Genomic DNA, 21,029 nt, shown 5'->3' with positions numbered 1-21,029 from the left:
GTTGTATCTGCAAAAAAGCCATCCCCGATCCAGGGATGGCACTTTCCATTATAACGACGATTTGATCACCTTTTTATAATACAGAATCGATAATACACCGAAGATGGGATACAGTACCGTATATAAAACCATGACAATGATCATCGGCGTCCATACTTCGGCTCCGAACAGGAACCATCCGGATTGGACCGCGAAGTAACTGTGGAGAAGTCCGATGAGGAGAGGGATCCCGAAGCTGAAGAGCTGCTTGGCTTGAATGCCTCTCAATAAATCGCCTTGAGTAAAGCCTAACTTTCGTAGAATCGTATAGTTCGGCTTCTCATCTTCACTTTCGTCCATCTGCTTGAAGTACAGGATGCATCCCGATGTGACCAGGAAGGTGAGGCCGAGGAATCCGACGATGAACATGATGAGACCGATGTTTTGTTTTTGTTCGGCCTTCACATCGAGTTGGGAATCGTTTGCCCATCCTTCATCAAGTTTTAACGTATGAAAGAGATCGTTGGCTTCTGCCAGGTCTTCTTCTTGTATCGATACACCGATATACAGTGAATTTTCTTTTTGGATTTCAGGATCCAAGTCCTTTTTCAACTCCTGAAATACGTGATCATCCACGATTACAACAGGGGATCCTCCTGCTGTAAAATACCACGAAATCGGATACTCTTCCCTCATTCCTAAGTATTTGAGCTTCGTGATCTCTGTTTTGCCCTTTAGCTCCGTCATCCCAGAATTGTTCAGCGGAATGACCTTTTGAAGTAGGTCGCTGTAACCTGTAAAGACAGTCTCATCTTCTTTTACATTTACCCCTTCAACGCTTTTCTCGCTGATAACTGAATTCTGCATGGCGTCGAGTGAACCGTTCAGTTCTCCGAAATCAGAGTCCGTAATGCCTTTCAGGTTGACAAGCACCTCAATGACCTCAATCTCTTCTCTGTTGTATTCAATACCCTTATCAAGGAGGGCATCCTTAAAAGTGTCAAAATCTTGAGTACTGGTAAACGAAAAATCCGCCGGCACACTGTTCTCAGCCGTTTTCTCAGCAGAATAATACCCAATATAACTCAAAGACAATAGTGCTATAGCCAGGGCCGATACGGTAGTGATAATCGTCAAAAGCAATGCATTCGACTTCATCCGGAACATAATGGATGAAAGGGACAGAACCTGGTTAATGTTCAGATAACCGTCCTTCTTCTTACGGATCACATTGAAAATAAAGCTGACGGACCCTTTATAAAATAAATAGGTACCAAGAATCACCGAGCCGAGGATAAAGAGCATCGCTCCATAAAGTTCTGGCATGGTCGAGAAGTCGCCGCCAAACAATTTGGAAGAGACATAATACCCGGAAGCAATCAATAGGATGCCGAAAATCCCAATGACGATCTCGAACGTGGACATCTTTTTCACCTTGGTCTCCGTTGAAGAACGGACCCTGAAGAGTGATAAGATGCTTTGTCTTTTGATGAATACAAAGTTCATCAGCATGATCAGCAAGTAAATCGCACAGAAAACGATGATGGTCTGGAGAAGTGCCTTGGTCGAGAAATGCAGCGTGGCAATCGCATCAACTCCGGTTATATTAAATAAAATCATGATGATGAGCTTAGAGAAAGAAAACCCGATCAGAATACCAAGTATCAAAGAACCGAAATAAAGGATGAAATTCTCCACACTTAATATGCGGAAGATTTTATTCTTTGTCATACCGATTAACTGAAATAAACCGATTTCTTTACTTCGTCTTTTGATGAAAAGGGTATTGGCGTATAAAAGAAAGATCGAGACAATGGCGACCAGCAGGACAGATGCGGCCTTTACCGCAGCCCCTCCCTTAATGGTTCCCTTTGTTGCATCCATGGATGGATCATACTGAAGGGTGACAAAGGCGAAATAAAGGGCGACGCTGAAAATCAAGGCAAATACATACAGGTAATAGTTCTTCAGGTTCTTCTTCAGATTCCTGATGATCAGGGTATTAAGATTCATTCTGAACACCACCGAGTACGCCTTGGGTTTTCATGATGTCACGGAAGAAATGCTGTCTTTCCTGGTCGCCTTTTGTTAATTGAGTATAGATCTGCCCGTCTTTGATGAAGACGACCCGGCTGCAGTAGCTGGCCGCAACGGGATCATGCGTCACCATGACGATTGTCGCCTTCAGCTTTTGGTTGAGGTCGCTCAGTTTGTTCAGGAGATCAGAAGCTGATTTCGAGTCCAGGGCACCCGTCGGTTCATCTGCGAAAATGATGCTTGGTTCATGGATGAAGGCACGTGCAGCGGATGTCCGCTGTTTCTGTCCGCCTGATATTTCATTCGGGTATTTATCTTTCAGTTCAAGGATCCCGAGTTCTGAAGCAAGGTCATTGAACTTCTGGTCGGCTTCCTTCTTCGGAGTCTTAGTAATGGATAAAGGCAGAAGGATATTTTCTTTCACCGTTAAGGTGTCCAATAGATTATAGTCTTGGAAAATAAAGCCCAAGTGATTCTTTCTGAACTGTGCGAGCTGTTTTTCTTTCATCGCCGTCATTTCATTACTCTCAATTTTAATAGACCCTTCACTTACTTTATCGATGGAGGAAAGGACATTCAGGAGGGTGGTCTTACCTGATCCCGATGCACCCATGATACTGACGAATTCCCCTTTTTGGATCGAGAGGTCGATCCCTTTCAATACTTCCTGCTTATTAAATTTATTTCCATAGCTTTTATGAAGTTTGTTTGCTTCTAATATGGTCATACCGAAAAACTCCTTTGATTTGATACCTTCATTATAAAAAGCAGGAAGATTCTTTTCCTTTTATTGTTCGAACAAAATAGAAAAGCATGTGACATTTTTGTCACACGCCAGTAAGTTGAACGAAATCATTTTTCTCAGGGAAGGTGAGGGTGACCGTGGTCCCTTCCCCTCTTTTGGACTCGATTCCGACAGAAATAAGTAAGGGTTCCGCCACTCTTTTGGTTAAATATAACCCCATTCCGGTAGAAGCGTGATCATGGTGGTCGAGAGTGGAGGTGAAGCCCTTGTCAAAGATCCTCGGCATGTCTCTGGGGTCGATCCCCCTGCCGGAGTCCTGAAGGGTGAGTGTCACTTTTCCTTCCCTCCGTTCACTTGCTATGACAATGTCCGACTCCTTGCTGTATTTAACGGCATTGGTTAAAAGCTGCCTGATCATAAATGCAAGCCATTTCGCATCGCTTAGTACGTTCGTGACTCCCAGTTGAAGATCAAACCCAATTCCTTTCTGGATACACCAGGATTGCAGCGTTTTTATTTCCTGAAAAATAACGGGTTCCAGATCCGTATCTTCTATGTACAAATCATTCTCCATGAACGTCATCCGCTTCTGGTGAAGCTGCTGATCCAATAATAGGTGGATCCGTAGCCATTCGTATTTTAACGGTGCCCTCAAAGACTCTTCCTGCACACGTTCTATCATTAAGTGCAATGCCGTCAGAGGGGTTTTCACTTCATGAATCCAGGACAGCAGGTCATCCTTTTCCTGTTCGAGCATCACTCGATTCTCGGAAGCAGCCTGTCTTAGGAGGGCTGCCTGCTCAGACAAACTATCTGAGATGATTTCTTCAAATGGGGAATCCGGGGCATCCACCCCAGTCATATGGAGGTTATGATCCCATTCTTTCAGTCGTTTGAAGAAACGGGTTTCCTTCTGGTATCGGATGAAAACAAATACCATGAAAAAGAACAGGGAAAGGAACACCATATACAAGATCGGCTGCAAAGGGATGGCCGAATCAATATAAGCGATAAAAAGCCAGAACAGATGAAGAACAATTACGAACGATATCCAGCTTATTCGTTCCCATATATACGTCCGGATCATGGAGAATCCTCTTCAATGGCCATATACCCCTGGCCGACCTTCGTTTCAATAAAGCGGCCAAGTCCGATCTCTTCAAGAGTCTTCCTGAGGCGGTTCACATTGACGGTCAACGTGTTGTCACTGATAAATCGCTTGTCGTCCCACAGTCTGTTGATGAGGTCGTCCCTCATCACAATTTTATTCTTCTGGTCAATGAGTAGCTTCAAAATATACATTTCATTCTTCGTCAATTCAACGGATCCCTGTTCATTCGTTACCGTATTTCGTTCAAAGTCAACAGTCGCCCCACACCATGTCTTGATGCTGACCTGTTCAGTGTTATAGTTATACACCCTCCTGAGAGTCGCCTGGATCTTGGCGATCATCACATCGAAATGGAAAGGCTTCTGGATGAAGTCATCCGCTCCAAGCTGCATGGACATGACCATATCCGTCGGATGATCCCGGGAGGACAGGAACAGGATCGGTACGTTTGAATGGGATCGGATCATCCTGCACCAATGGAAGCCGTCAAACTTAGGCAATTGAATATCAATAATCACAAGATCAGGCTTTACATCTGCAAACTCCTGCATCACATGATGGAAGTCCGTGATTCCATACACTTCGTAGGACCATTGGGAAAGCCGTTCCTTGATTTCGTTAAATAGGGAAGTATCATCTTCAATGAGTAATAGTTTCAATAAAGTCACCACACAATCTTGCTGTTTACATAAATTGTATAGGAAATCCAATAGTTTTGCCATATGACGTATAAAGAAGCTGTTTAATTTAGAGAAATATAGATTATCAGTGAGGGCGTTTCTACCAATATACAAAATAGTATAAACCGTTATCTATGCAATTTTATTGACGGATGAAGTCCATTTCTACATAATATGTTTATATGATTAAACATTTAAACTTTAAGTATGAGGAGGAAGTATATGAAAGCTATGGCCATAAAGAAGTATGGTAAGGACACTCCTTTAGAGGTGACGGAGCTTTCTGTTCCTGAAGTGGGAGAACATGATGTTTTAGTCGAGGTTTACGCTGCGAGCCTGAATCCGATCGACTTCAAGATCAGGGACGGCAAGGTGAAAATGCTGTTGAATTATAACATGCCACTCGTACTGGGGAATGATTTCTCCGGAACAGTGATTCAAACCGGTGAAAAGGTTCGTAAGTTTCAGGTGGGGGATGAAGTATACGGCAGGCCTAGGAAGAACAGGATCGGCACGTTCGCCGAATATCTTTCTGTTCATGAAGACGACGTGTCGTTGAAACCTGACAACCTGACGTTCGTAGAGGCAGCTTCCCTTCCGCTTGTTGGCCTGACTACGTGGCAGGCATTCCATGATGTCCTCGAACTTAAACCGAATCAGAAAATCCTTATTCATGCAGGAGCAGGGGGAGTCGGGACTTTTGCCATTCAGCTTGCGAAGGAAATGGGAGCGTATGTAGCGACTACGGCAAGTGAAAAAGGGCACGATATGGTTTCGTCCCTTGGAGCGGATCGGGTGATCAATTATAGGGAACAACCATTTGAGGAAGTTCTAGAAGAATTCGATGCGGTATTCGATACGCTCGGAGGGGAATCCCTGAACCGTTCGTTCCGGGTAGTAAAACCGCATGGAAGAATCGTGTCGGTATCAGCAGTGCCAAACGGTAGATTCGCTGTAGAAAACAAGTTGGGTTTACTAAAGCGCATTGTATTCTCTATCGTGAGCAGGCAAATAACGGCTCTCGAGCAAAAATATAACGTAGACTATCACTTCCTGTTTATGAAACCGAGCGGAAAACAGCTTAGTAAAATCAAAGATCTTGTGGAACAAGGGAGAATACGACCTGTGGTGGATAGGGTTTACCGCCTTGAGGAGGCTCAGGAAGCCATTCATTACGTCGAAACAGGCAGAGCTAAGGGTAAGGTAGTGTTAGAGGTGAAAAAGCCCTTGTAACCCTTATAATGAAGAAAGGCCTGACGATATCGTCAGGCCTTTCTTCATCAGTGTTTTTCCTCACGACGCATAGCGAAAACCTTCTTTGCAACCGTAAGGGCATTAAGAACGCGTGGAAAGCCTGTGTAAGGAATCAAATGTGTAATGCTCTCGACGATTTCTTCCTCTGTTAGCCCCGCAGTCAGTCCCGTATTGATATGAAGTTCAAGCTGAGGCTCCGTCCCTTGTGTCACGAGGGATGAAATCGTTACGATGGCTCGTTGCTTGTTCGTCAATCCAGAACGGGAATAGATATCACCGTACGCAAATTCAATGATGTATTTTCCTACATCGGGAGCGATATCCTCCAGCGCTTCTGAAATTTTCAGATGAGTTGAAATATCCTCATTATCTTTCAGTGTGTATTCCATCAGTTTGTCTAATCCGTGTTGATATCTGCTTTCATTCATTTTGTATACCTCCTGATTATGTTCTACAGGTATACTATATCGCTGGATAATCTATGCGTAAAATTCATATTATTTATTAAATGTATGCAATAAAGTTATATTTTATCGGAGATCCAGCATTTTTTTAAATTCCCGTACAGCATAGGATTCGTATCTTCCCTTTTTTGTGATGATTCCTAAATTCCACGGAACGGTTGGATTGACGATGGGAATAGATTTCACTACATTTTGATCCACCTTCTTGGAAATCGATTGAGGAAAGATCGAAATCCCTAGGTTCTGTCCGATCATTTCCCCTATGAAGTCCCACTGTGAGCTCTCATAAGCGATCTTAGGATGGAAGCCCGCTTTTCTGCATTCATCAATGATCTTGTCGTGAAGCGCGAAATCTTCACTGAAGAGGATGAAGTCTTCATCATGTAATTCCTGCATCTCCACCGACTCTTTTCCTGCCAATGGATGAGAGTGATGGACAAATAACATATGCTTTTCGGAAACGAATGGGACGACATCGAATTCATCCTCATCCATCGGCAACACGACTACCCCAAGGTCGAGCTTTCCGTCTCCCACCTCTTCTTCAACTTTATTTGCCCCAAACTCGTTTAGCTGTATCTGAACATCTGGATACAACGTCTTGAATTTTTTTATGATGCTTGGAAAAAACAAAAATCCGATCAACGGAGGAATCCCGATTTTGATTTTCCCCTTTTTTAAATTCATCAAATCATAAAGATGTGTGGACAGGTGATCCAGAGATTCAAGGATCACCTGCCCCTGCTCATAAACGATTTCCCCTGCCTCCGTCAATTCGATTTGCCGTGCTGACCGGTCAATCAGTTCCATATCCAATTCATCTTCAAGGCTCCGGACCATTTTGCTGAGGGTAGGCTGTGATAGATGAAGTACATTTGAAGCCTTCGTGAAACTTTTATATTTGGCCACTTCATTAAAGTAGGTAAGCTGGCGTATATCCAAGTGGTATCTCTCCTTTTCAATCTATAACTTTTTTGTATGACAAATATAGTTTTAATTCATTTTACTTATTAATAGGAGAGGAGTAAACTTTCTTACGTCAAAAATTTTAATTGTTTAAACGTTGGAAGAGGGGAGCGGAATCGTGTACTCTCTTTCTGTTTTCTTTAGAAGGGTGGAAAGAAGTTGTTTAGTATTTTAATAGGTTTGACCCTGTTGATGGTCTTTGCCTATCTGGGGTGGTCCATCATATGGATTGCACCGATCGTCGCAGGCATAGTCGCGCTGATGAGCGGTATGGATCTGATGGATGCGTATACCAACACGTATATGTCGGGATTCGTGGATTTTGCCAAGCAATGGTTTCCGATTTTCTTATTGGGAGCCGTATTTGGAAAGCTGATGGAAGATACGGGTGCTGCCAAATCGGTTGCTTACCAAATCACTAAAATGATTGGGGAGAAGCGTGCGATTCTTGGTGTACTCGTCGCTTCGGCTGTTCTGACCTATGGTGGCGTGAGTCTCTTTGTCGTTGTGTTTGCGATTTATCCCATCGCTTTGGCTTTATTCAGGAACGCGGATATATCCAGAAATCTTATTGCACCGACCATTGTACTTGGTGCATTCACGTTCACTATGACGGCTGTTCCCGGAACACCGCAAATCCAAAACTTGATCCCCATGAAAACGTTTCACACTTCACCCATGGCAGGTTCGTGGATGGGGGTAGTCGCATCCCTCATCATGGCTGTAGGTGGATACTTCTGGCTTGTAGGCCGGCAGAAGAAGATGGCAGCCAAAGGCCAAACGTTCAAAGAAAACAATCGTTCAGGATCTCAGGAGAAAAGTGAAAAACAAGAATTACCCAATTGGATCATTTCTCTTCTGCCACTGCTGCTGGTTGTTGTGTTATTAAACGGAATGAAAGTAGATGCCATCCCATCTTTGCTGGCAGGGATCATGCTGATTCTCATTATAAATGTGAGTCGATACAAGATATTCATCCCTTCCATTAATGAAGGAGCAAAAGGCTCTGTCATGGCCATCATCAATACCAGTGCAGCAGTAGGATTCGGTGCAGTCGTGACGAGTGTACCTGACTTTGACCGCATCACGGATCTAGTCTTGGGAATCTCGTCAAATCCCTTGATTTCTGAGTCATTGATCGTACAGATCCTTGCCATGATCACCGGTTCTGCTTCAGGTGGAATGGGAATTGCCATGCAGGCACTGGGCGATACCTATTACCAATTGTCACAGACGACGGGCATCAGTCCCGAAGCATTTCACCGTATGGCATCGATTGCTTCAGGTGCATCGATCCTGCCTCATAATGGAGCATTACTGACGCTTTTGGCAGTGACGAATGTAACCCATAAAGACTGTTATAAGGATGTATTCATGGTCGGGCTGGTCATCCCTACGATTGCAGTGATCGCAGGAATCATTATGGCAAGCATCGGTCTAATATAATTTTAAAGGAGTGTTTGGAAATGGTAGAAAATAAAGTAGTGTTAATTACAGGTTCAGCAAGCGGAATTGGCTTTGAATTAGGAAAATCCTATGCAGAAAACGGAAGTAAAGTAGTACTGACGGATCTCAATGAAGAAGGCGTTCAGGCAGCGGCAAACAACCTTAGAGATATGGGGTATGAAGCGATTGGGCTTAAAGCAGATGTAACGAGGGAAGAAGATATCAAGAACATGATTGACACAGCTTACAAACAGTATGGACGCATTGATGTCCTGGTGAATAATGCAGGATTACAGCATGTGTCACCAATCGAGGAGTTCCCGACGGCAAAATTCGAACTTATGATTAAGATCATGCTTACAGCACCTTTCGTCGCCATCAAGCACGTCCTTCCTATCATGAAGGATCAAGCATTTGGACGGATTATCAATGTATCTTCCATTAACGGTTTAGTTGGTTTTGCTGGAAAAGCTGCTTACAACAGTGCAAAACACGGTGTAATCGGCTTAACGAAAGTGGCAGCCCTGGAGTCGGCTCCATTTGGTATTACAGTGAATTCCATTTGCCCTGGTTATGTGGATACGCCACTCGTCAGAGGACAGCTAAAGGACATCGCCACTACACGCAATGTACCGTTAGAGAAAGTTCTGGAAGAAGTCATCTATCCTTTAGTCCCTCAAAAACGTTTGCTGGATGTCAGTGAGATTGCGGATTATGCCATGTTCCTGTCCAGTGATAAAGCTGGTAGTGTCACAGGGCAGGCCGTTGTCATAGACGGAGGATATACAGCTCAATAATGAAATGAATGGGGAAGGATTCGGCACTGTGGAGTGTCGAAGCCTTTTTATATCTTTTACTAGCTTCTCCCCCTAAAGAGCTGTGCCTTTCTTTCACATTTCTTCTTTAATCGACAATCTTCTCCCTCTTTTCAACCCGTCGGTCTACTCTTCATTATTTATCATTTCGGTTTTTTGTCATCACCATTTTTCCCTTTTAATTTTCAAAAATATGGTAGTTCGCTGGTTTTATATAGTAGTAGAATGAGCACCAATTGAAGTAAGATTATGTAAAAATCGTAAAGTTTACAAAAATGTATACATGTAAACAATAACGTACACAATTGTAGACAAAAATGTATACATGTAAACAAAATAGTACACATGTTGATTTAAAGGGATGTGTACAAAATACGTGTACAACGATACAAAAATGTATACAACTTCCTGAACTCACTCTTTGATTTTCGATAGAAAAGTAGGATTGACCGGAGACGAGAAATTGTATAATCTGAAAGTAAGAGTTGAAATTTTTTGATAAATTCTTACTCATGAATGAAAGGATGATTTTAATGATGAATTCTCGAATTGCAGCCATTGATGTTGGTAATGATTCTTTAAAAGGTATTTTTGGAAAAATGGACGCTGAGGTGAATATTCCGAATGTCATCGCTCGGGATATTGAAGATCGTCCGATCATCGGAATCGAGGAGCTGGATACACAAGACCCACTAGATGGCATACATATCCGTGTCCACTCCCCTGCTTTGAAAGACAATAATGCGATTTATCGTGTCGGTAATCTTGCGACGAAGAGCAATAACTCAACGGAACTTGATCCGGGCAGCAGCAAATCAGAAGAAGATCAAACACTGGTCATGCTATTTGCTTCGATCGCTTTAGATGCAGCGCGCAACGATCTTTTTAAAAAGAATAATAATGTAATAGAAGCAAACTATACGCTTGGAACAGGTCTTCCCCTCCGCGAAGTGAAGGAAGGTAAAGATGTTGGGTACCGTTCAAGATTGTTAGGATCCGTACACCAGGTCGAGTTTCTTGTCACTCCCCGCTATCAAGGCATCAAAGTGAATATCAAATTTGATGAAGTGAAGGTGTATCCTGAAGGGTTTGCTGCATTTATCAACCTTGTAATGGATAACAATGCAAATATCATCAATAAAGATTTGATTGATAAGCGCATCCTGATTCAGGATATTGGTGGATTATCAACGGATATCGCGGTCATCAAAGATCGCAAAGTAGATGATGATAAAGCTCAAGGTTTTAACCTGGGAGTATCTGAATCCCTTGAATTGATCCGTGAGGAAATCCGTTCAAGACACGGCATTGAGCTTGACAGCCGTCGTGATGTGGTGGAAATCATCACGAAGAAGAATGATCGTAATCATATCATGGTCAAAGGAAGTCGTACAAGCGTCCATGACATTGTGGACCGCATTATGCTTGAATTGGCTAAAAAGCAATACCGTCACCTTCGCAATATGTGGCAAAAGAATTCCCAAACGGAAATCTGCTACTTCATCGGTGGTGGATCAAGCGTCCTGAAAGAATATATCAAAACGCTTAATAATAATCTTGATGGGTATAATATCGACTTCTTTGAAGATGAGAAGGAAAGCATTTGGATGATGGCCAATGCCTACTACAAGCTGATTGCTGACTTTTCAAGGAAGAATGAAAAACAGCAACAAGTCCAGAAAGACGAACAAAAATTAGCGAAAACCAAATAGGGTGATGGTATGAAAGAAAAAGGGATGTCGAGGGGTCAGCCGATTACGTTTCGGCTTCCTTCTGATACACCTGACCATGTATTAAAGCATCTGCAAAAGCTGAAGGAGACGGAGAAACGAAATTTCTCCAGTAAAATTGCAGAGCTTGTATTGAACGGTGTGAATGATACAATTTCCAAACAGCGGGAAGCGATTACGATCCCCCTTCCGAAGGGCCTGGACAAGTCCCAACGTGATTGGTTAAAGCATGAACATTCAGAAGCGCTCTTAGGGAGCATCGTGTACCAGCTTCTTTCCAATCCGGTGCGTACGGCCTCCCTGCTTGCTTCCATAAGCAGTAACTCATTGGATATCAATGAAGCTCTCTATCTTCAGGAAGAATCGGCAGCAAGTCACGATACCTCACGGGAATGGTCCCTTGATCAAGTGATAGATGATTCACCTGAAGAAGTAGAGGACGAGCGCTCACACTCTACAGATGAAGAATTGGACAACTTTGACTGGGACAATGCCATGAAACCCCAGCAATCCGCCCACGAAGAGCCCAAAGAAGAATCAATGGACGATCTATTGGGTGATTTCCTTGCTCAGATGAATAAATAAAGAAGAACCCGAAGCGTATGCAGCTTCGGGTTCTTTTGAGTTTAAGCGACCTCAGGATACAGAAAAAAGTCCACAGTGTCCCCTCTATTTCAAAGCACACTTCCCTTCTGAATTCAACCAGCTATTAAAGTTAGAACTGTAACCAATTTGTCTTATTTGAATTATATTTTCTACTCCAACCTCACAATCTTATATGTCTCTAAGAAAAAAATGTTACAGGGTACCTTCCGTTAATTAAAACATGTATAAAAAATGGCAGTTTATTTCAAATGATTCCCATGACCTGGTTTATGCATAACCCCAATCGAGGTAAACACCGATTAAACAGAATAGAAGCACGTCATTGGTTAAACCACTAAAGAGGAGAGATTCGATGAGTATTCAAAAAAGTAATGATAGCTCAAGTCTCGCGGAAGTAATCGATAGAATCCTGGATAAAGGGATCGTCATTGATGCCTTTGCAAGAGTTTCCTTAGTAGGTATCGAGATTCTGACAATAGAAGCACGGGTTGTCATTGCGAGTGTGGATACATGGTTACGATATGCAGAAGCAGTTGGGCTTCTAAGAGACGAAGTTCAGGAAGAAGGTCTTGCCAAGCAGGAAAATGAAAGAGGAACAGCATTCAGCATTTAAACAAGTAAATGAAATATAGTTTTACTATTTTAATAGAAAAGAGGATGAATATGGCGGAAGTGAAAAGCAGTCAACAAGTCGAGGAAACGAAGAATACAGAAGGAAACGAAGAACAATCAGCTGAAAACAGACAATCCATGAATTACGCAATCATCGGTGGAGTAGTCGGAGCCGGTCTCGGATTACTTTCAAATCCGGGTACAGGAAAAAAAGTAGTGGACAGCTTAGGAAAATCAGATGTGATGAAAGCGGCAAGTAAAGAATTGCGGAGGTCAGCCCAGGAATTCCTGACTGAGCAAGCGATCATCACCCTTAGACAATCCGCCACCGGTTATATGAGCAGGCTTGAAGGTGGCTTGCTGTCACCTAAGAAGATAAAAGATGAGGCGTCGGATGCCAAGGCTGAAAGCAGTGAAAATTCTTCCAGGCAATCAGAAGAATTAGAAGAAATCAAAGAAGAAAACAAGAATTTGAATGACCGTTTAGAACGTATCGAAGAAATGCTGAACAGCCTGGTGGAGTCTAAGAAATAATCGCATCCCTGAAGGGGGCATTACATGAGTAAACCTGTGAAAAAAGCAGTTGGCAAGATGGCTAAAAAAGCATACGACCATGCTCCAGAGCCTGTGAAAGACAAGTTGAAAGAGAAAGCGAAAGAAACATTTGTGAACAGTGTGGAAGACGGCCTTCAATCCAAAGCTAACGAAGCATCAGAGGAGTTAGAGAACGCAAAAGAGAAAAATGCCGACAAAGTTCACACAAAAGCAGAAGAAGCAAAGGAAAAAGTACAGGATGTCCTGCTTTCCGTACGGGAAAAGCTAGGAAATGCAAAAGAAGCAGGAGAAGAATTTCAAGAGAAAATTTCTTCCTCAAATGATAAACAAACAAAAATCAAAGGCGTGGGAAATATTAAGGGATCAAGTGACATCAAGAGTTCCTTTAACATTAAGAGCTCCACCGAAATAAAGAGTTCAGAAAATATTAAATCTTCAAAAGACATTAAGACAATCTGTTCTTAAACACCGGAAGGAGAATACCAATTGGCTATACAAAAAAGTAATAACAGTTCAAGTTTAGCAGAAGTCATCGACCGTATTCTGGACAAGGGAATCGTCATTGACGCATTTGCAAGAGTATCTGTCGTTGGAATTGAAATATTGACCGTTGAAGCAAGGGTCGTCATTGCCAGCGTAGATACATGGTTGCGTTACGCAGAAGCAGTAGGTCTCTTACGGGATGACGTCGAAGAAAACGGTCTTGCCACGCAGCAGAATGAAAGAAGTTCACAGTTCAGCATTTAATAGGAATGACAGCAAAGGAATCAGGAGTTGAAGGGGGCCGTTATCGGCACCCTCCCCTTCATCTACAGTAGGAGGCAACTATGGTAATCAAAGAAATCATGAATAGTGTGACGAATTTCTTCAATGAACATGTAGCTCCCGTCCATAAAATTACGTCAGTTGAACTGACAGAGGATGAAGGCTGGAAACTGCAGGTGGAAGTCATTGAAGAAAAAGAATATATGAAGAAATATGCGAAAGACGAAATGCTTGGAACATATGATGTACTTCTGAATAAAGAAAAAGAAGTCACGTCATTTAAAAGACGGGATATCCGTTACAGAAGTGCTATTGGACAGGAAATGTAGTGGATGAGCGAGTAGGAGGGAATGGTACGTGACGGTCTTAACTAAACGGATCAAAAAGGATAGCAGGGCATTAATACAAGATGATGAAACGAAGGAATTGCTTTCGCGTTCATTGCAATACCTTAAAGCTGGATATCCTGTGCATTTCACGGGTCCTTCCGGGGCCGGGAAAACATCTCTTGCACTCGCCCTTGCGAAAAAGAGAAAAAGACCGGTGATGCTCACGCACGGTAATCATGAACTGAATAATAAAGACCTAATCGGTGATTTTACGGGTTATACAAGTAAAAAGGTTGTTGATCAATATGTACGATCCGTTTATAAAAAGGACGAAAGCGTCACAGAGACATGGAGAGACGGACGTTTACTGGAAGCCGTCAAGAATGGTTATACCCTTGTATACGATGAATTTACACGATCACAGCCGACGACGAATAATATCTTCCTATCCATTTTGGAAGAAGGAATCATTCCTTTGTACGGTTCAAAATTGACAGAGCCTTTTATTAGAGTACATCCGGAATTTGCCATCATATTTACTAGTAATCCTGCAGAGTATGCAGGGGTCTATCAAACACAGGATGCTCTACTCGACAGGTTAATCACGATCAACGTAGATTACAAGGGAGCAGAACAAGAGGCGAAGATAGTATCAGAAAAAGCGAACCTGGTTATGAGTGAAGCAAGAGCCATTACTACACTCATCTCAACATTACGCGATCAATGTACAAATGAAATGAACGGACCGAGCTTGCGCGCTTCCTTAATGATTGCAAGACTCGCCATTGAATCAGACATTCCCATAGACGGTAAGGATACAGATTTTCAACGTCTATGTATTGATATAGCAGCACATAGTATAAGTCGATGTATCGACGGAGAAAACTCACAAGAAAAAGCAGAACAATTCATTATAGAGGCATGTAAGAGAATGAAAGTATCTGAGGATTAAAGGAGAGTTTTATAATGAGTCAGGAAGAAATGGGAATCTATCTATTTTGTGCCATACAAACCAATGAAGACGATCAATTCGGTTCGATTGAAATAGAAGGCGAAGAACGAGAGACGTTCACGATCAAACATAAGGACGCAGCTATGGTAGCGGCAGAAGTACCGATGAAAATTTATCATCCTAAGAAGCAGAATTTACTGATGCACCAGGATGCTGTATCCCGGGTGATGGAACAAAAAGATACAGTGATCCCGATCAGCTTCGGAAATGTTTTTAAAACAAGGGACGATGTAGAAGCCTTACTTGAAAATCTTTATCCGCAATTTGAAACTCTTTTCCCGGCAATTAAAGGGAAAATCGAGCTGGGTTTAAAGGTTATCGGTAAGAAGGAATGGCTTGAAGCCATGGTAAAAGATAATCCTCAGGTAGAAAAAATGGCCACAGCCGTTAAAGGGAAATCAGAATCGGCTGCGTATTATGACCGCATTCAGCTTGGCGGAATGGCTCAGAAGTTATTTGCTTCCCTGCAAAGTGAGATGAAGGAAGAAGTATACGCACCCCTTGAGGAAGCGGCAGTATCCGCAAAGGCCAACGAACCTTCAAGTGAGAAAATGCTTCTTAACGCTTCTTTCTTAATTGAGCGGGATCAGGAAGAGTTGTTCGATCAAAAGGTCAATGAAGCACATGAAAAATGGAAGGATAAGGTCGAATTTAATTACAGCGGTCCTTGGCCGGCTTACAATTTTGTCAACATTCGCTTGAAGGTTGAGGAAGGCTGATGATTCATAAATTGGTGAGTGCACCAATTAATTTAGTCAAAAAAGTCGCAGAAAAGATCAAAGAAGAAGCAGACAAAGAATTGTACGACCTTCCTACCATTCAACAAAAATTGATTCAGCTTCAAATGATGTATGAATTAGGAGAAATTCCTGAGGAAGCTTACCAGGAAAAAGAAGATGAACTGCTCACAAGGTATGAAATAGCGAAGCAGTTAGAAATGGAGCAGTGGGAAGAACTAACGAAAAAGAAACAAGGGTGATCAAATGAACGATTTACTTTATTTATACGGATTGATTCCGACAAAAGAAGCGACGAACGAAAACCTGCCCTCCATGAAAGGATTCGATGGAGAAAGTGAACTGTACACGGTTGAAATTGGAGAAGTGACAGCCATTGTTTGTGATTTACCATCAAATGAATACTCTGAAGAGATGATTAAGGACAAAGTTGATAACGACATGGACTGGCTTCAGGAAAAGGCGTTTCATCATCACGAAACGGTATTGATGGTTTCAAAGTTGTACACCATCGTCCCCTTGAAGTTTTGTACATTATACAAAAACGAGGATAGCCTTAAATCCACAATAGAAGGTAATCGAAACAAGCTGGAAACGACCTTTGAACAGCTGGATGGCAACGAAGAGTGGAACGTCAAAATCTACTGTGACGATAAGCTGCTGAAAGAGCAGGTTAGTGAAAACCATCCATCCATCGAAGCCAAAAGGAAAGAAATCAGCGAATTACCAAAGGGCAGGCAGTTCTTCGAAAAGAAAAAAATCGATCAGCTGATTGATCGAGAACTAGAAAACGAGAAGAACCGACTTTGTGAAGAAGTTCATGAAAAGCTGAAAGAACATTCCCTGCATGGGAATATCAAAAAAAATTGGAGTAAGGATGTAACAGGCCGACAGGAACATATGACTTGGAATAGTGTATTTCTCCTTCCTGCATCCAAAGTAGATGAATTTGTCGAAGAAATAAAGCAATACGAAGAAGAACTGGGACACGCAGGTTGGAAAATTGAAGCATCCGGCCCTTGGCCACCTTATCATTTTTCTAGTTTTTCTTAATCACAAAATAAGGAATGAGAAATATGACAGTCAGAGAATCGATCGAGAACAAAGATATAGCCCTAATTGATATTTTAGATGTCATTCTCGATAAAGGTGTGGCAATTAAGGGAGATTTGATTATATCCATTGCCGGGGTTGACCTCGTGTATCTGGATTTGCGAGTGCTGATTTCCTCAGTGGAAACATTGGTTCAACATAAACAGGGAACGCGCAAAACGATAACGTCCGATCAATTTGATCAAGAAAGGGAGGGATTGATTCATGCAACAGGCCAGCGGGACAAATGGGCGAATTAATTTCGACCCGGAAAAAGCAGAACAAGGATTGGCGCAGCTTGTATTGACCGTTGTAGAACTATTAAGGCAAATCGTCGAGAGACATGCCATGCGGCGTGTAGAAGGCGGTACGTTAACGGATGAACAAGTGGAGAATCTGGGCATTGCCCTAATGAACTTAGAAGAAAAAATGGAAGAGTTGAAAGACGTATTTGGTCTTGATGCAGAAGACTTGAATATAGATCTTGGTCCTTTAGGGAGTTTAATGTAATGGCGATTAGGGAGGTTACATGATGGGTATGGAGCATCCGGTACAATCCAACACAATCGTGGATGTATTAGAAAAGATTTTAGATAAAGGAGTTGTCGTGGCAGGAGATATTACGGTGGGAATCGCCGATGTCGAGTTGCTTACGATAAAGATCCGCTTAATTGTTGCTTCTGTAGATAAAGCAAAAGAAATAGGCATGGACTGGTGGGAAAATGACCCTTACTTAAGTTCCAAAGCCGCAGATAACAACACGAGGGTACTGGAAGAGGAAAATAAGAAATTACAGGGACGACTGGAATCACTGGAAAAGAAACTGGATACAAACCGTCTTAATTCGGCGGAAACAACAAACTAATTGGAGGTTTTACCGATGGCAGAAAAAAATAATACGCAAAACACAACAATTGAGAATCAAGGACAGGAAAAGAATGCAACGAATGAGAACAAGACAAGAAGAAGTGGACCTATTAAGAGAACTGTAGCTGGAAGTCTGTTGGGAGCAACTGTAGGATATTTGGCAACACCTGAAAATGGAAAGAAACTTCTGGATCGTATAGATCAGGAGAAGATCAAGAGCAAAAGCCTGGACTTCGGGAAAGCGGCAAAAGAAAGATCAAGAAAAGCCGCTGTCACGTTGAAATCGTCAACAGCCAACCTGTTTAAGCGTGATAAAGAGGGAGAGGCTTCTGAAGACTCGGAAACGGCCGTAAATTCAACAGATACGAACAGCCAGGAGGAAGAGTCGAACCAGGACTATGAAGCTCTTAAACAGGAAAATGAAGAGCTTCAGAACCGCTTGCAGCAATTAGAAGAAAAAATGAATCAAATTGCCGCAGCACGTGAAGATGAAAGCGATGATGAGGAAGACGAAGATGAAGAAGACAAAGAAGAAACATCTTCAAGTAAGAAATCTTCTAAAAAGTCTAAGGAAGAAGCATCTGATGAAGAGGAAGAGGATGAAGAAGACGAAGATACTGATGAAGATGAAAACGCAGACGACGAAGAAGATAGCGAAGACGAGGAAGAAGCTTCAGGCAAGAAGAAATCAAACGGTAAATCTGGTTCAAAGGGAAAGAAGCGTTCTACTCGCAAGTCTTCAGCTAAAAGTAAAAAATCGGCAAAAAAAGATGATGATAAAGCCGAAGATCAAGACGAAGATACAACACTTTCAACCGAGGATGATACTGTAGCTTAACGATAAAGGAGATGTGAAAATGAGTGTAGAATCAGGTACAGGGAAGGATAGCATCTTAGAATTTTTTGTACAGGCATCAAACAAGCATGATTTTTCATTAGACATCACCTTAAACGTCAAGGGAGCTGTCGTAACAGGTACCCTCGTCTCCGCAAAGGAATACTTCGATTCATTGAGTGAAACCTTTGAGGATGGCAGTGATGTAGCTCAGAAGCTGAGTGAGGAGCTCGCCAAAGCCGGGGAATCTGTAGAAGGAAACCAAAGTGCTGAAGCCCATTTTATTCATTTGAAAAACGCAAAGGTGTATTGTGGGGACAGCAAACCTACCCCTTCAAAAGGGAAGATCATGTGGCGTGGGAAGATAAGCGAGGTCGATGGGTTCTTCTTGGGAAAGATTGCGGAATCGAAGAGTAGTAAATAAGCAAAAAATAAGCGACTGAATTCTTTCAGTCGCTTTTAAATGTTGAAAAGAACCCGGAAAAGCAATATTTCCCGGGCAGGAATCAGTTTTTTGATTCAAAGATCCCCCTTTACAACCTCTATTGACAAGGGGATCTTTGCATTCTTATTTCTTTTGAACATTCGTGATCTCAGTATGGTTCGCCGGAATGGTGATGTGTACTTCTATATATTGCTTGCCATCTGAAGAGTAGTTTTGTGTCATGCTTCCTTTCGAAACGGTATAGTCTCCCTCTTTCATATATAAAGGGATCGTGACATCCAAAGGCTTGTTTAAACGATTAATTATCTCTACCTGCTGAGAAGCGGCACTCCCATCGTTCTCAGTCTGATACGCAGCGTCAAAGGACATGATGCCACCTTCCGTATCTCCGTTTTGATAAACAGGGATGGAATGACCGGGTTCTTCGTAATTGTAGGATGCGATCTGACCATTTTGAACAGAAAAGTTCCTGAATCCTACCCAAGGCTTACCGGATAGCTCAATGGCCGTGGTGGTTGCATATAATATGCCATCTTTCTTTGTGACATCATCTATGTGAGTGTGTCCGTGGAGACTGACCGTCACATTATTCGCCTTCATGATATCAATTAGTTCACGGGCGTTCTCCCCGTGCCATTGCTGGTCATATTTAATCCCGAGTTTTTCCCCGAGAATCAATGTGCTCAATCGCTGTGGATCATGTTGTTCATCATATTCCTTCCAGTATTCTTGTACGTCAGGATCGTCTTGTGGCCAGATTTCCCTGTCCCGCCATAAAGGATTGTGATGGGAGAAGAGACCTCGTATTTGCCCGGGTTTTGCCGTTTGAGCATTCTTTTGTAAATCTTGTTTGACCCAATTAAGCTGTGTTTCACGGATTTGGCCGCCCCAGGTCGGAACGGAAATCGTACCGGTGCCGCTTCGGTCAATCTTGTGCCAATCAAATGAGTTATACCCGATGAAATGGGCATATGGACCGTAGTCAAAGGAGAAATATTGGGGACCGAAATATTTTTCCCAATACTTTGCTCCATCCGTAAGGGTTGCATCCTGGGCGTAATAATCATGGTTGCCAGGGACGATATAGACAGGTACGTTCAGCTTTTGAAGCATTTTATAGGTTTCTTCGTATTCATAAATATATTCGAGTGGATTCAGTTGACCGAACATTAAATCTCCTGTCACGACCACAAAATCAGGATTCTTTAAATTGACTTCTTTAATGGCTTTCTGCAAATATAACCATCTTTTCTCAGGGTTCGGATTCCACATTCCGGTTTCCCGTGCCCGGCCGGTGGTGAAAGAAGACGGATCATCTGGACTACCAAGATTCCGGGGAGACCCTATGTGAGTATCCGTTAAATGTAGGAAAGTAAAGTCTTTCTTATATTCGTCTACTACTTTCACAGAAAGAGGTTGTTCATCCGTGATCCTTTGTCCATTACCGGTATAGGAAACTTCTAAATCATATAATTTCTGCGGGGTCCCTTCAGGAATGAGGACTGTGACCTCGACAATGGAAGAGCTGTCTTTCCAATGAGATTGTCCCTGCTGAACAGATTGGACAGGTAATTCGTAATCACTCGTCAGGGAAGAGTGATTCGTTTGCTTTAATTTCACGTTCCAAGATCCGGCTTCTTTTCCTTGAGTATCAATCTTTAAGGTAAGTTGTTCACCTTTCTTCTTAATAGCCGGTGTGGCAAAGAGAGGGTAAATGATCTGATTAACCTTTTCATCGAGTGAGATATTTGGGAATTCATCTAAGTAATGAGTACTGTTCCCGATCCCTCCATCCCGATCGCCAGAAGCGCTAAAAGGGCTGTCCAGCGCCTGGGCTGAAAGTGGAAGAAGAGAAAATGCCAACAACATTACAAATCCTTTTTTAAGCCAATTCATTTTGCCTGCCTCCTTTTCTGACTCAAGAGTATCAGCTGTATGTAAAGGCCA

The 21,029-nt window shown here is 42.4% G+C and carries 26 protein-coding genes; 19 read left to right on the top strand and 7 right to left on the bottom strand.

The genetic code is table 11. The features are described from left to right. Window positions 1-48 precede the first annotated feature (48 nt). The 4 genes from JI667_RS18195 to JI667_RS18180 form a co-directional block, all read right to left on the bottom strand. Window positions 49-1,992: an FtsX-like permease family protein gene (locus tag JI667_RS18195; RefSeq protein WP_206857665.1), complete on the bottom strand. Its 1,944-nt coding sequence runs from the start codon at window positions 1,990-1,992 to the stop codon at window positions 49-51. Continuing rightward, window positions 1,982-2,743: an ABC transporter ATP-binding protein gene (locus JI667_RS18190; RefSeq protein ID WP_206857664.1), complete on the bottom strand. Its 762-nt coding sequence runs from the start codon at window positions 2,741-2,743 to the stop codon at window positions 1,982-1,984. Before JI667_RS18190 ends, JI667_RS18195 begins: the two co-directional genes overlap by 11 nt. Before the next feature lie 100 nt (window positions 2,744-2,843). After that, complete coding sequence (locus JI667_RS18185; RefSeq protein WP_206857663.1) at window positions 2,844-3,848, bottom strand: sensor histidine kinase; 1,005 nt, start codon at window positions 3,846-3,848, stop codon at window positions 2,844-2,846. After that, on the bottom strand, window positions 3,845-4,594 hold the full coding sequence (locus JI667_RS18180) for a response regulator transcription factor (RefSeq protein WP_206857714.1): 750 nt from the start codon (window positions 4,592-4,594) through the stop codon (window positions 3,845-3,847). The genes JI667_RS18185 and JI667_RS18180 overlap by 4 nt, the downstream gene beginning before the upstream one ends. 180 nt (window positions 4,595-4,774) lie before the next feature. Between JI667_RS18180 and JI667_RS18175 the strand changes: the two genes are divergently transcribed. Continuing rightward, window positions 4,775-5,785: an NADP-dependent oxidoreductase gene (locus tag JI667_RS18175; protein ID WP_206857662.1), complete on the top strand. Its 1,011-nt coding sequence runs from the start codon at window positions 4,775-4,777 to the stop codon at window positions 5,783-5,785. Window positions 5,786-5,832: 47 nt separating this feature from the next. Here JI667_RS18175 and JI667_RS18170 read toward each other — a convergent pair whose 3' ends face one another. Both JI667_RS18170 and JI667_RS18165 read right to left on the bottom strand, forming a co-directional pair. Then, a complete protein-coding gene (locus JI667_RS18170; RefSeq protein ID WP_206857660.1) occupies window positions 5,833-6,234 on the bottom strand; it encodes a carboxymuconolactone decarboxylase family protein in 402 nt (133 codons plus the stop codon). Window positions 6,235-6,336: 102 nt separating this feature from the next. Next, window positions 6,337-7,212, bottom strand: a complete 876-nt coding sequence (locus JI667_RS18165; protein WP_206857658.1) for a LysR family transcriptional regulator — start codon at window positions 7,210-7,212, stop codon at window positions 6,337-6,339. Between the two features lie 183 nt (window positions 7,213-7,395). Between JI667_RS18165 and JI667_RS18160 the strand changes: the two genes are divergently transcribed. From JI667_RS18160 to gvpU, 18 genes are all read left to right on the top strand, one after another. Next, window positions 7,396-8,682, top strand: coding sequence for a GntP family permease (locus JI667_RS18160; RefSeq protein ID WP_206857657.1), 1,287 nt, complete (start codon window positions 7,396-7,398; stop codon window positions 8,680-8,682). Between the two features lie 20 nt (window positions 8,683-8,702). Beyond that, complete coding sequence (locus tag JI667_RS18155; RefSeq protein ID WP_206857656.1) at window positions 8,703-9,479, top strand: 3-hydroxybutyrate dehydrogenase; 777 nt, start codon at window positions 8,703-8,705, stop codon at window positions 9,477-9,479. Window positions 9,480-10,030: 551 nt separating this feature from the next. Next, complete coding sequence (locus JI667_RS18150) at window positions 10,031-11,209, top strand: ParM/StbA family protein (RefSeq protein WP_206857655.1); 1,179 nt, start codon at window positions 10,031-10,033, stop codon at window positions 11,207-11,209. A gap of 9 nt (window positions 11,210-11,218) precedes the next feature. Continuing rightward, window positions 11,219-11,812, top strand: a complete 594-nt coding sequence (locus tag JI667_RS18145; protein WP_206857654.1) for a hypothetical protein — start codon at window positions 11,219-11,221, stop codon at window positions 11,810-11,812. A 373-nt stretch (window positions 11,813-12,185) separates the two neighbouring features. Then, entirely contained in the window at window positions 12,186-12,446 is a 261-nt protein-coding gene (gvpA, locus tag JI667_RS18140; RefSeq protein WP_060674023.1) for a gas vesicle structural protein GvpA, read from the top strand. 50 nt (window positions 12,447-12,496) lie between these two features. Next, a complete protein-coding gene (gvpT, locus tag JI667_RS18135; RefSeq protein WP_206857653.1) occupies window positions 12,497-12,979 on the top strand; it encodes a GvpT/GvpP family gas vesicle accessory protein in 483 nt (160 codons plus the stop codon). Window positions 12,980-13,003: 24 nt separating this feature from the next. After that, window positions 13,004-13,465: a gas vesicle protein GvpQ gene (gene gvpQ, locus JI667_RS18130; protein ID WP_206857652.1), complete on the top strand. Its 462-nt coding sequence runs from the start codon at window positions 13,004-13,006 to the stop codon at window positions 13,463-13,465. Between the two features lie 21 nt (window positions 13,466-13,486). After that, window positions 13,487-13,747: a gas vesicle protein GvpJ gene (gene gvpJ, locus JI667_RS18125; protein ID WP_034764908.1), complete on the top strand. Its 261-nt coding sequence runs from the start codon at window positions 13,487-13,489 to the stop codon at window positions 13,745-13,747. Window positions 13,748-13,827: 80 nt separating this feature from the next. Continuing rightward, the gene (gvpO, locus tag JI667_RS18120; protein WP_206857651.1) at window positions 13,828-14,094 is read left to right on the top strand and encodes a gas vesicle protein GvpO; all 267 of its coding nucleotides are present in this window, start codon (window positions 13,828-13,830) and stop codon (window positions 14,092-14,094) included. 28 nt (window positions 14,095-14,122) lie between these two features. Then, window positions 14,123-15,046, top strand: coding sequence for a gas vesicle protein GvpN (gvpN, locus tag JI667_RS18115; RefSeq protein ID WP_206857649.1), 924 nt, complete (start codon window positions 14,123-14,125; stop codon window positions 15,044-15,046). 14 nt (window positions 15,047-15,060) lie between these two features. Beyond that, the gene (locus tag JI667_RS18110) at window positions 15,061-15,825 is read left to right on the top strand and encodes a GvpL/GvpF family gas vesicle protein (protein ID WP_206857648.1); all 765 of its coding nucleotides are present in this window, start codon (window positions 15,061-15,063) and stop codon (window positions 15,823-15,825) included. Further along, a complete protein-coding gene (locus JI667_RS18105; protein ID WP_206857647.1) occupies window positions 15,825-16,085 on the top strand; it encodes a gas vesicle protein GvpG in 261 nt (86 codons plus the stop codon). Before JI667_RS18110 ends, JI667_RS18105 begins: the two co-directional genes overlap by 1 nt. A gap of 4 nt (window positions 16,086-16,089) precedes the next feature. Next, entirely contained in the window at window positions 16,090-16,896 is an 807-nt protein-coding gene (locus JI667_RS18100; RefSeq protein ID WP_206857646.1) for a GvpL/GvpF family gas vesicle protein, read from the top strand. Window positions 16,897-16,919: 23 nt separating this feature from the next. Continuing rightward, a complete protein-coding gene (locus JI667_RS18095; protein ID WP_098351411.1) occupies window positions 16,920-17,195 on the top strand; it encodes a gas vesicle protein in 276 nt (91 codons plus the stop codon). Beyond that, on the top strand, window positions 17,161-17,445 hold the full coding sequence (locus JI667_RS18090; RefSeq protein WP_206857645.1) for a gas vesicle protein K: 285 nt from the start codon (window positions 17,161-17,163) through the stop codon (window positions 17,443-17,445). The genes JI667_RS18095 and JI667_RS18090 overlap by 35 nt, the downstream gene beginning before the upstream one ends. 22 nt (window positions 17,446-17,467) lie before the next feature. Then, the gene (locus JI667_RS18085; protein WP_206857713.1) at window positions 17,468-17,800 is read left to right on the top strand and encodes a gas vesicle protein; all 333 of its coding nucleotides are present in this window, start codon (window positions 17,468-17,470) and stop codon (window positions 17,798-17,800) included. Window positions 17,801-17,815: 15 nt separating this feature from the next. Beyond that, window positions 17,816-18,640 (top strand): GvpT/GvpP family gas vesicle accessory protein, encoded by an 825-nt coding sequence (gene gvpT / locus JI667_RS18080; protein WP_206857644.1) that lies wholly within the window; start codon window positions 17,816-17,818, stop codon window positions 18,638-18,640. Between the two features lie 19 nt (window positions 18,641-18,659). Continuing rightward, window positions 18,660-19,061, top strand: coding sequence for a gas vesicle accessory protein GvpU (gene gvpU, locus JI667_RS18075; protein ID WP_098351412.1), 402 nt, complete (start codon window positions 18,660-18,662; stop codon window positions 19,059-19,061). Window positions 19,062-19,205: 144 nt separating this feature from the next. Here the strand turns inward: gvpU and JI667_RS18070 are convergent, their stop codons facing one another. Further along, on the bottom strand, window positions 19,206-20,978 hold the full coding sequence (locus tag JI667_RS18070) for a metallophosphoesterase family protein (RefSeq protein ID WP_206857643.1): 1,773 nt from the start codon (window positions 20,976-20,978) through the stop codon (window positions 19,206-19,208). Between the last annotated feature and the right edge of the window lie 51 nt (window positions 20,979-21,029).

Source organism: Bacillus sp. NTK074B (genome assembly GCF_017303375.1).
Classification (GTDB): Bacteria; Bacillota; Bacilli; order Bacillales; family Bacillaceae_B; genus Rossellomorea.
This window is presented reverse-complemented; position numbering and strand designations above follow the sequence as displayed.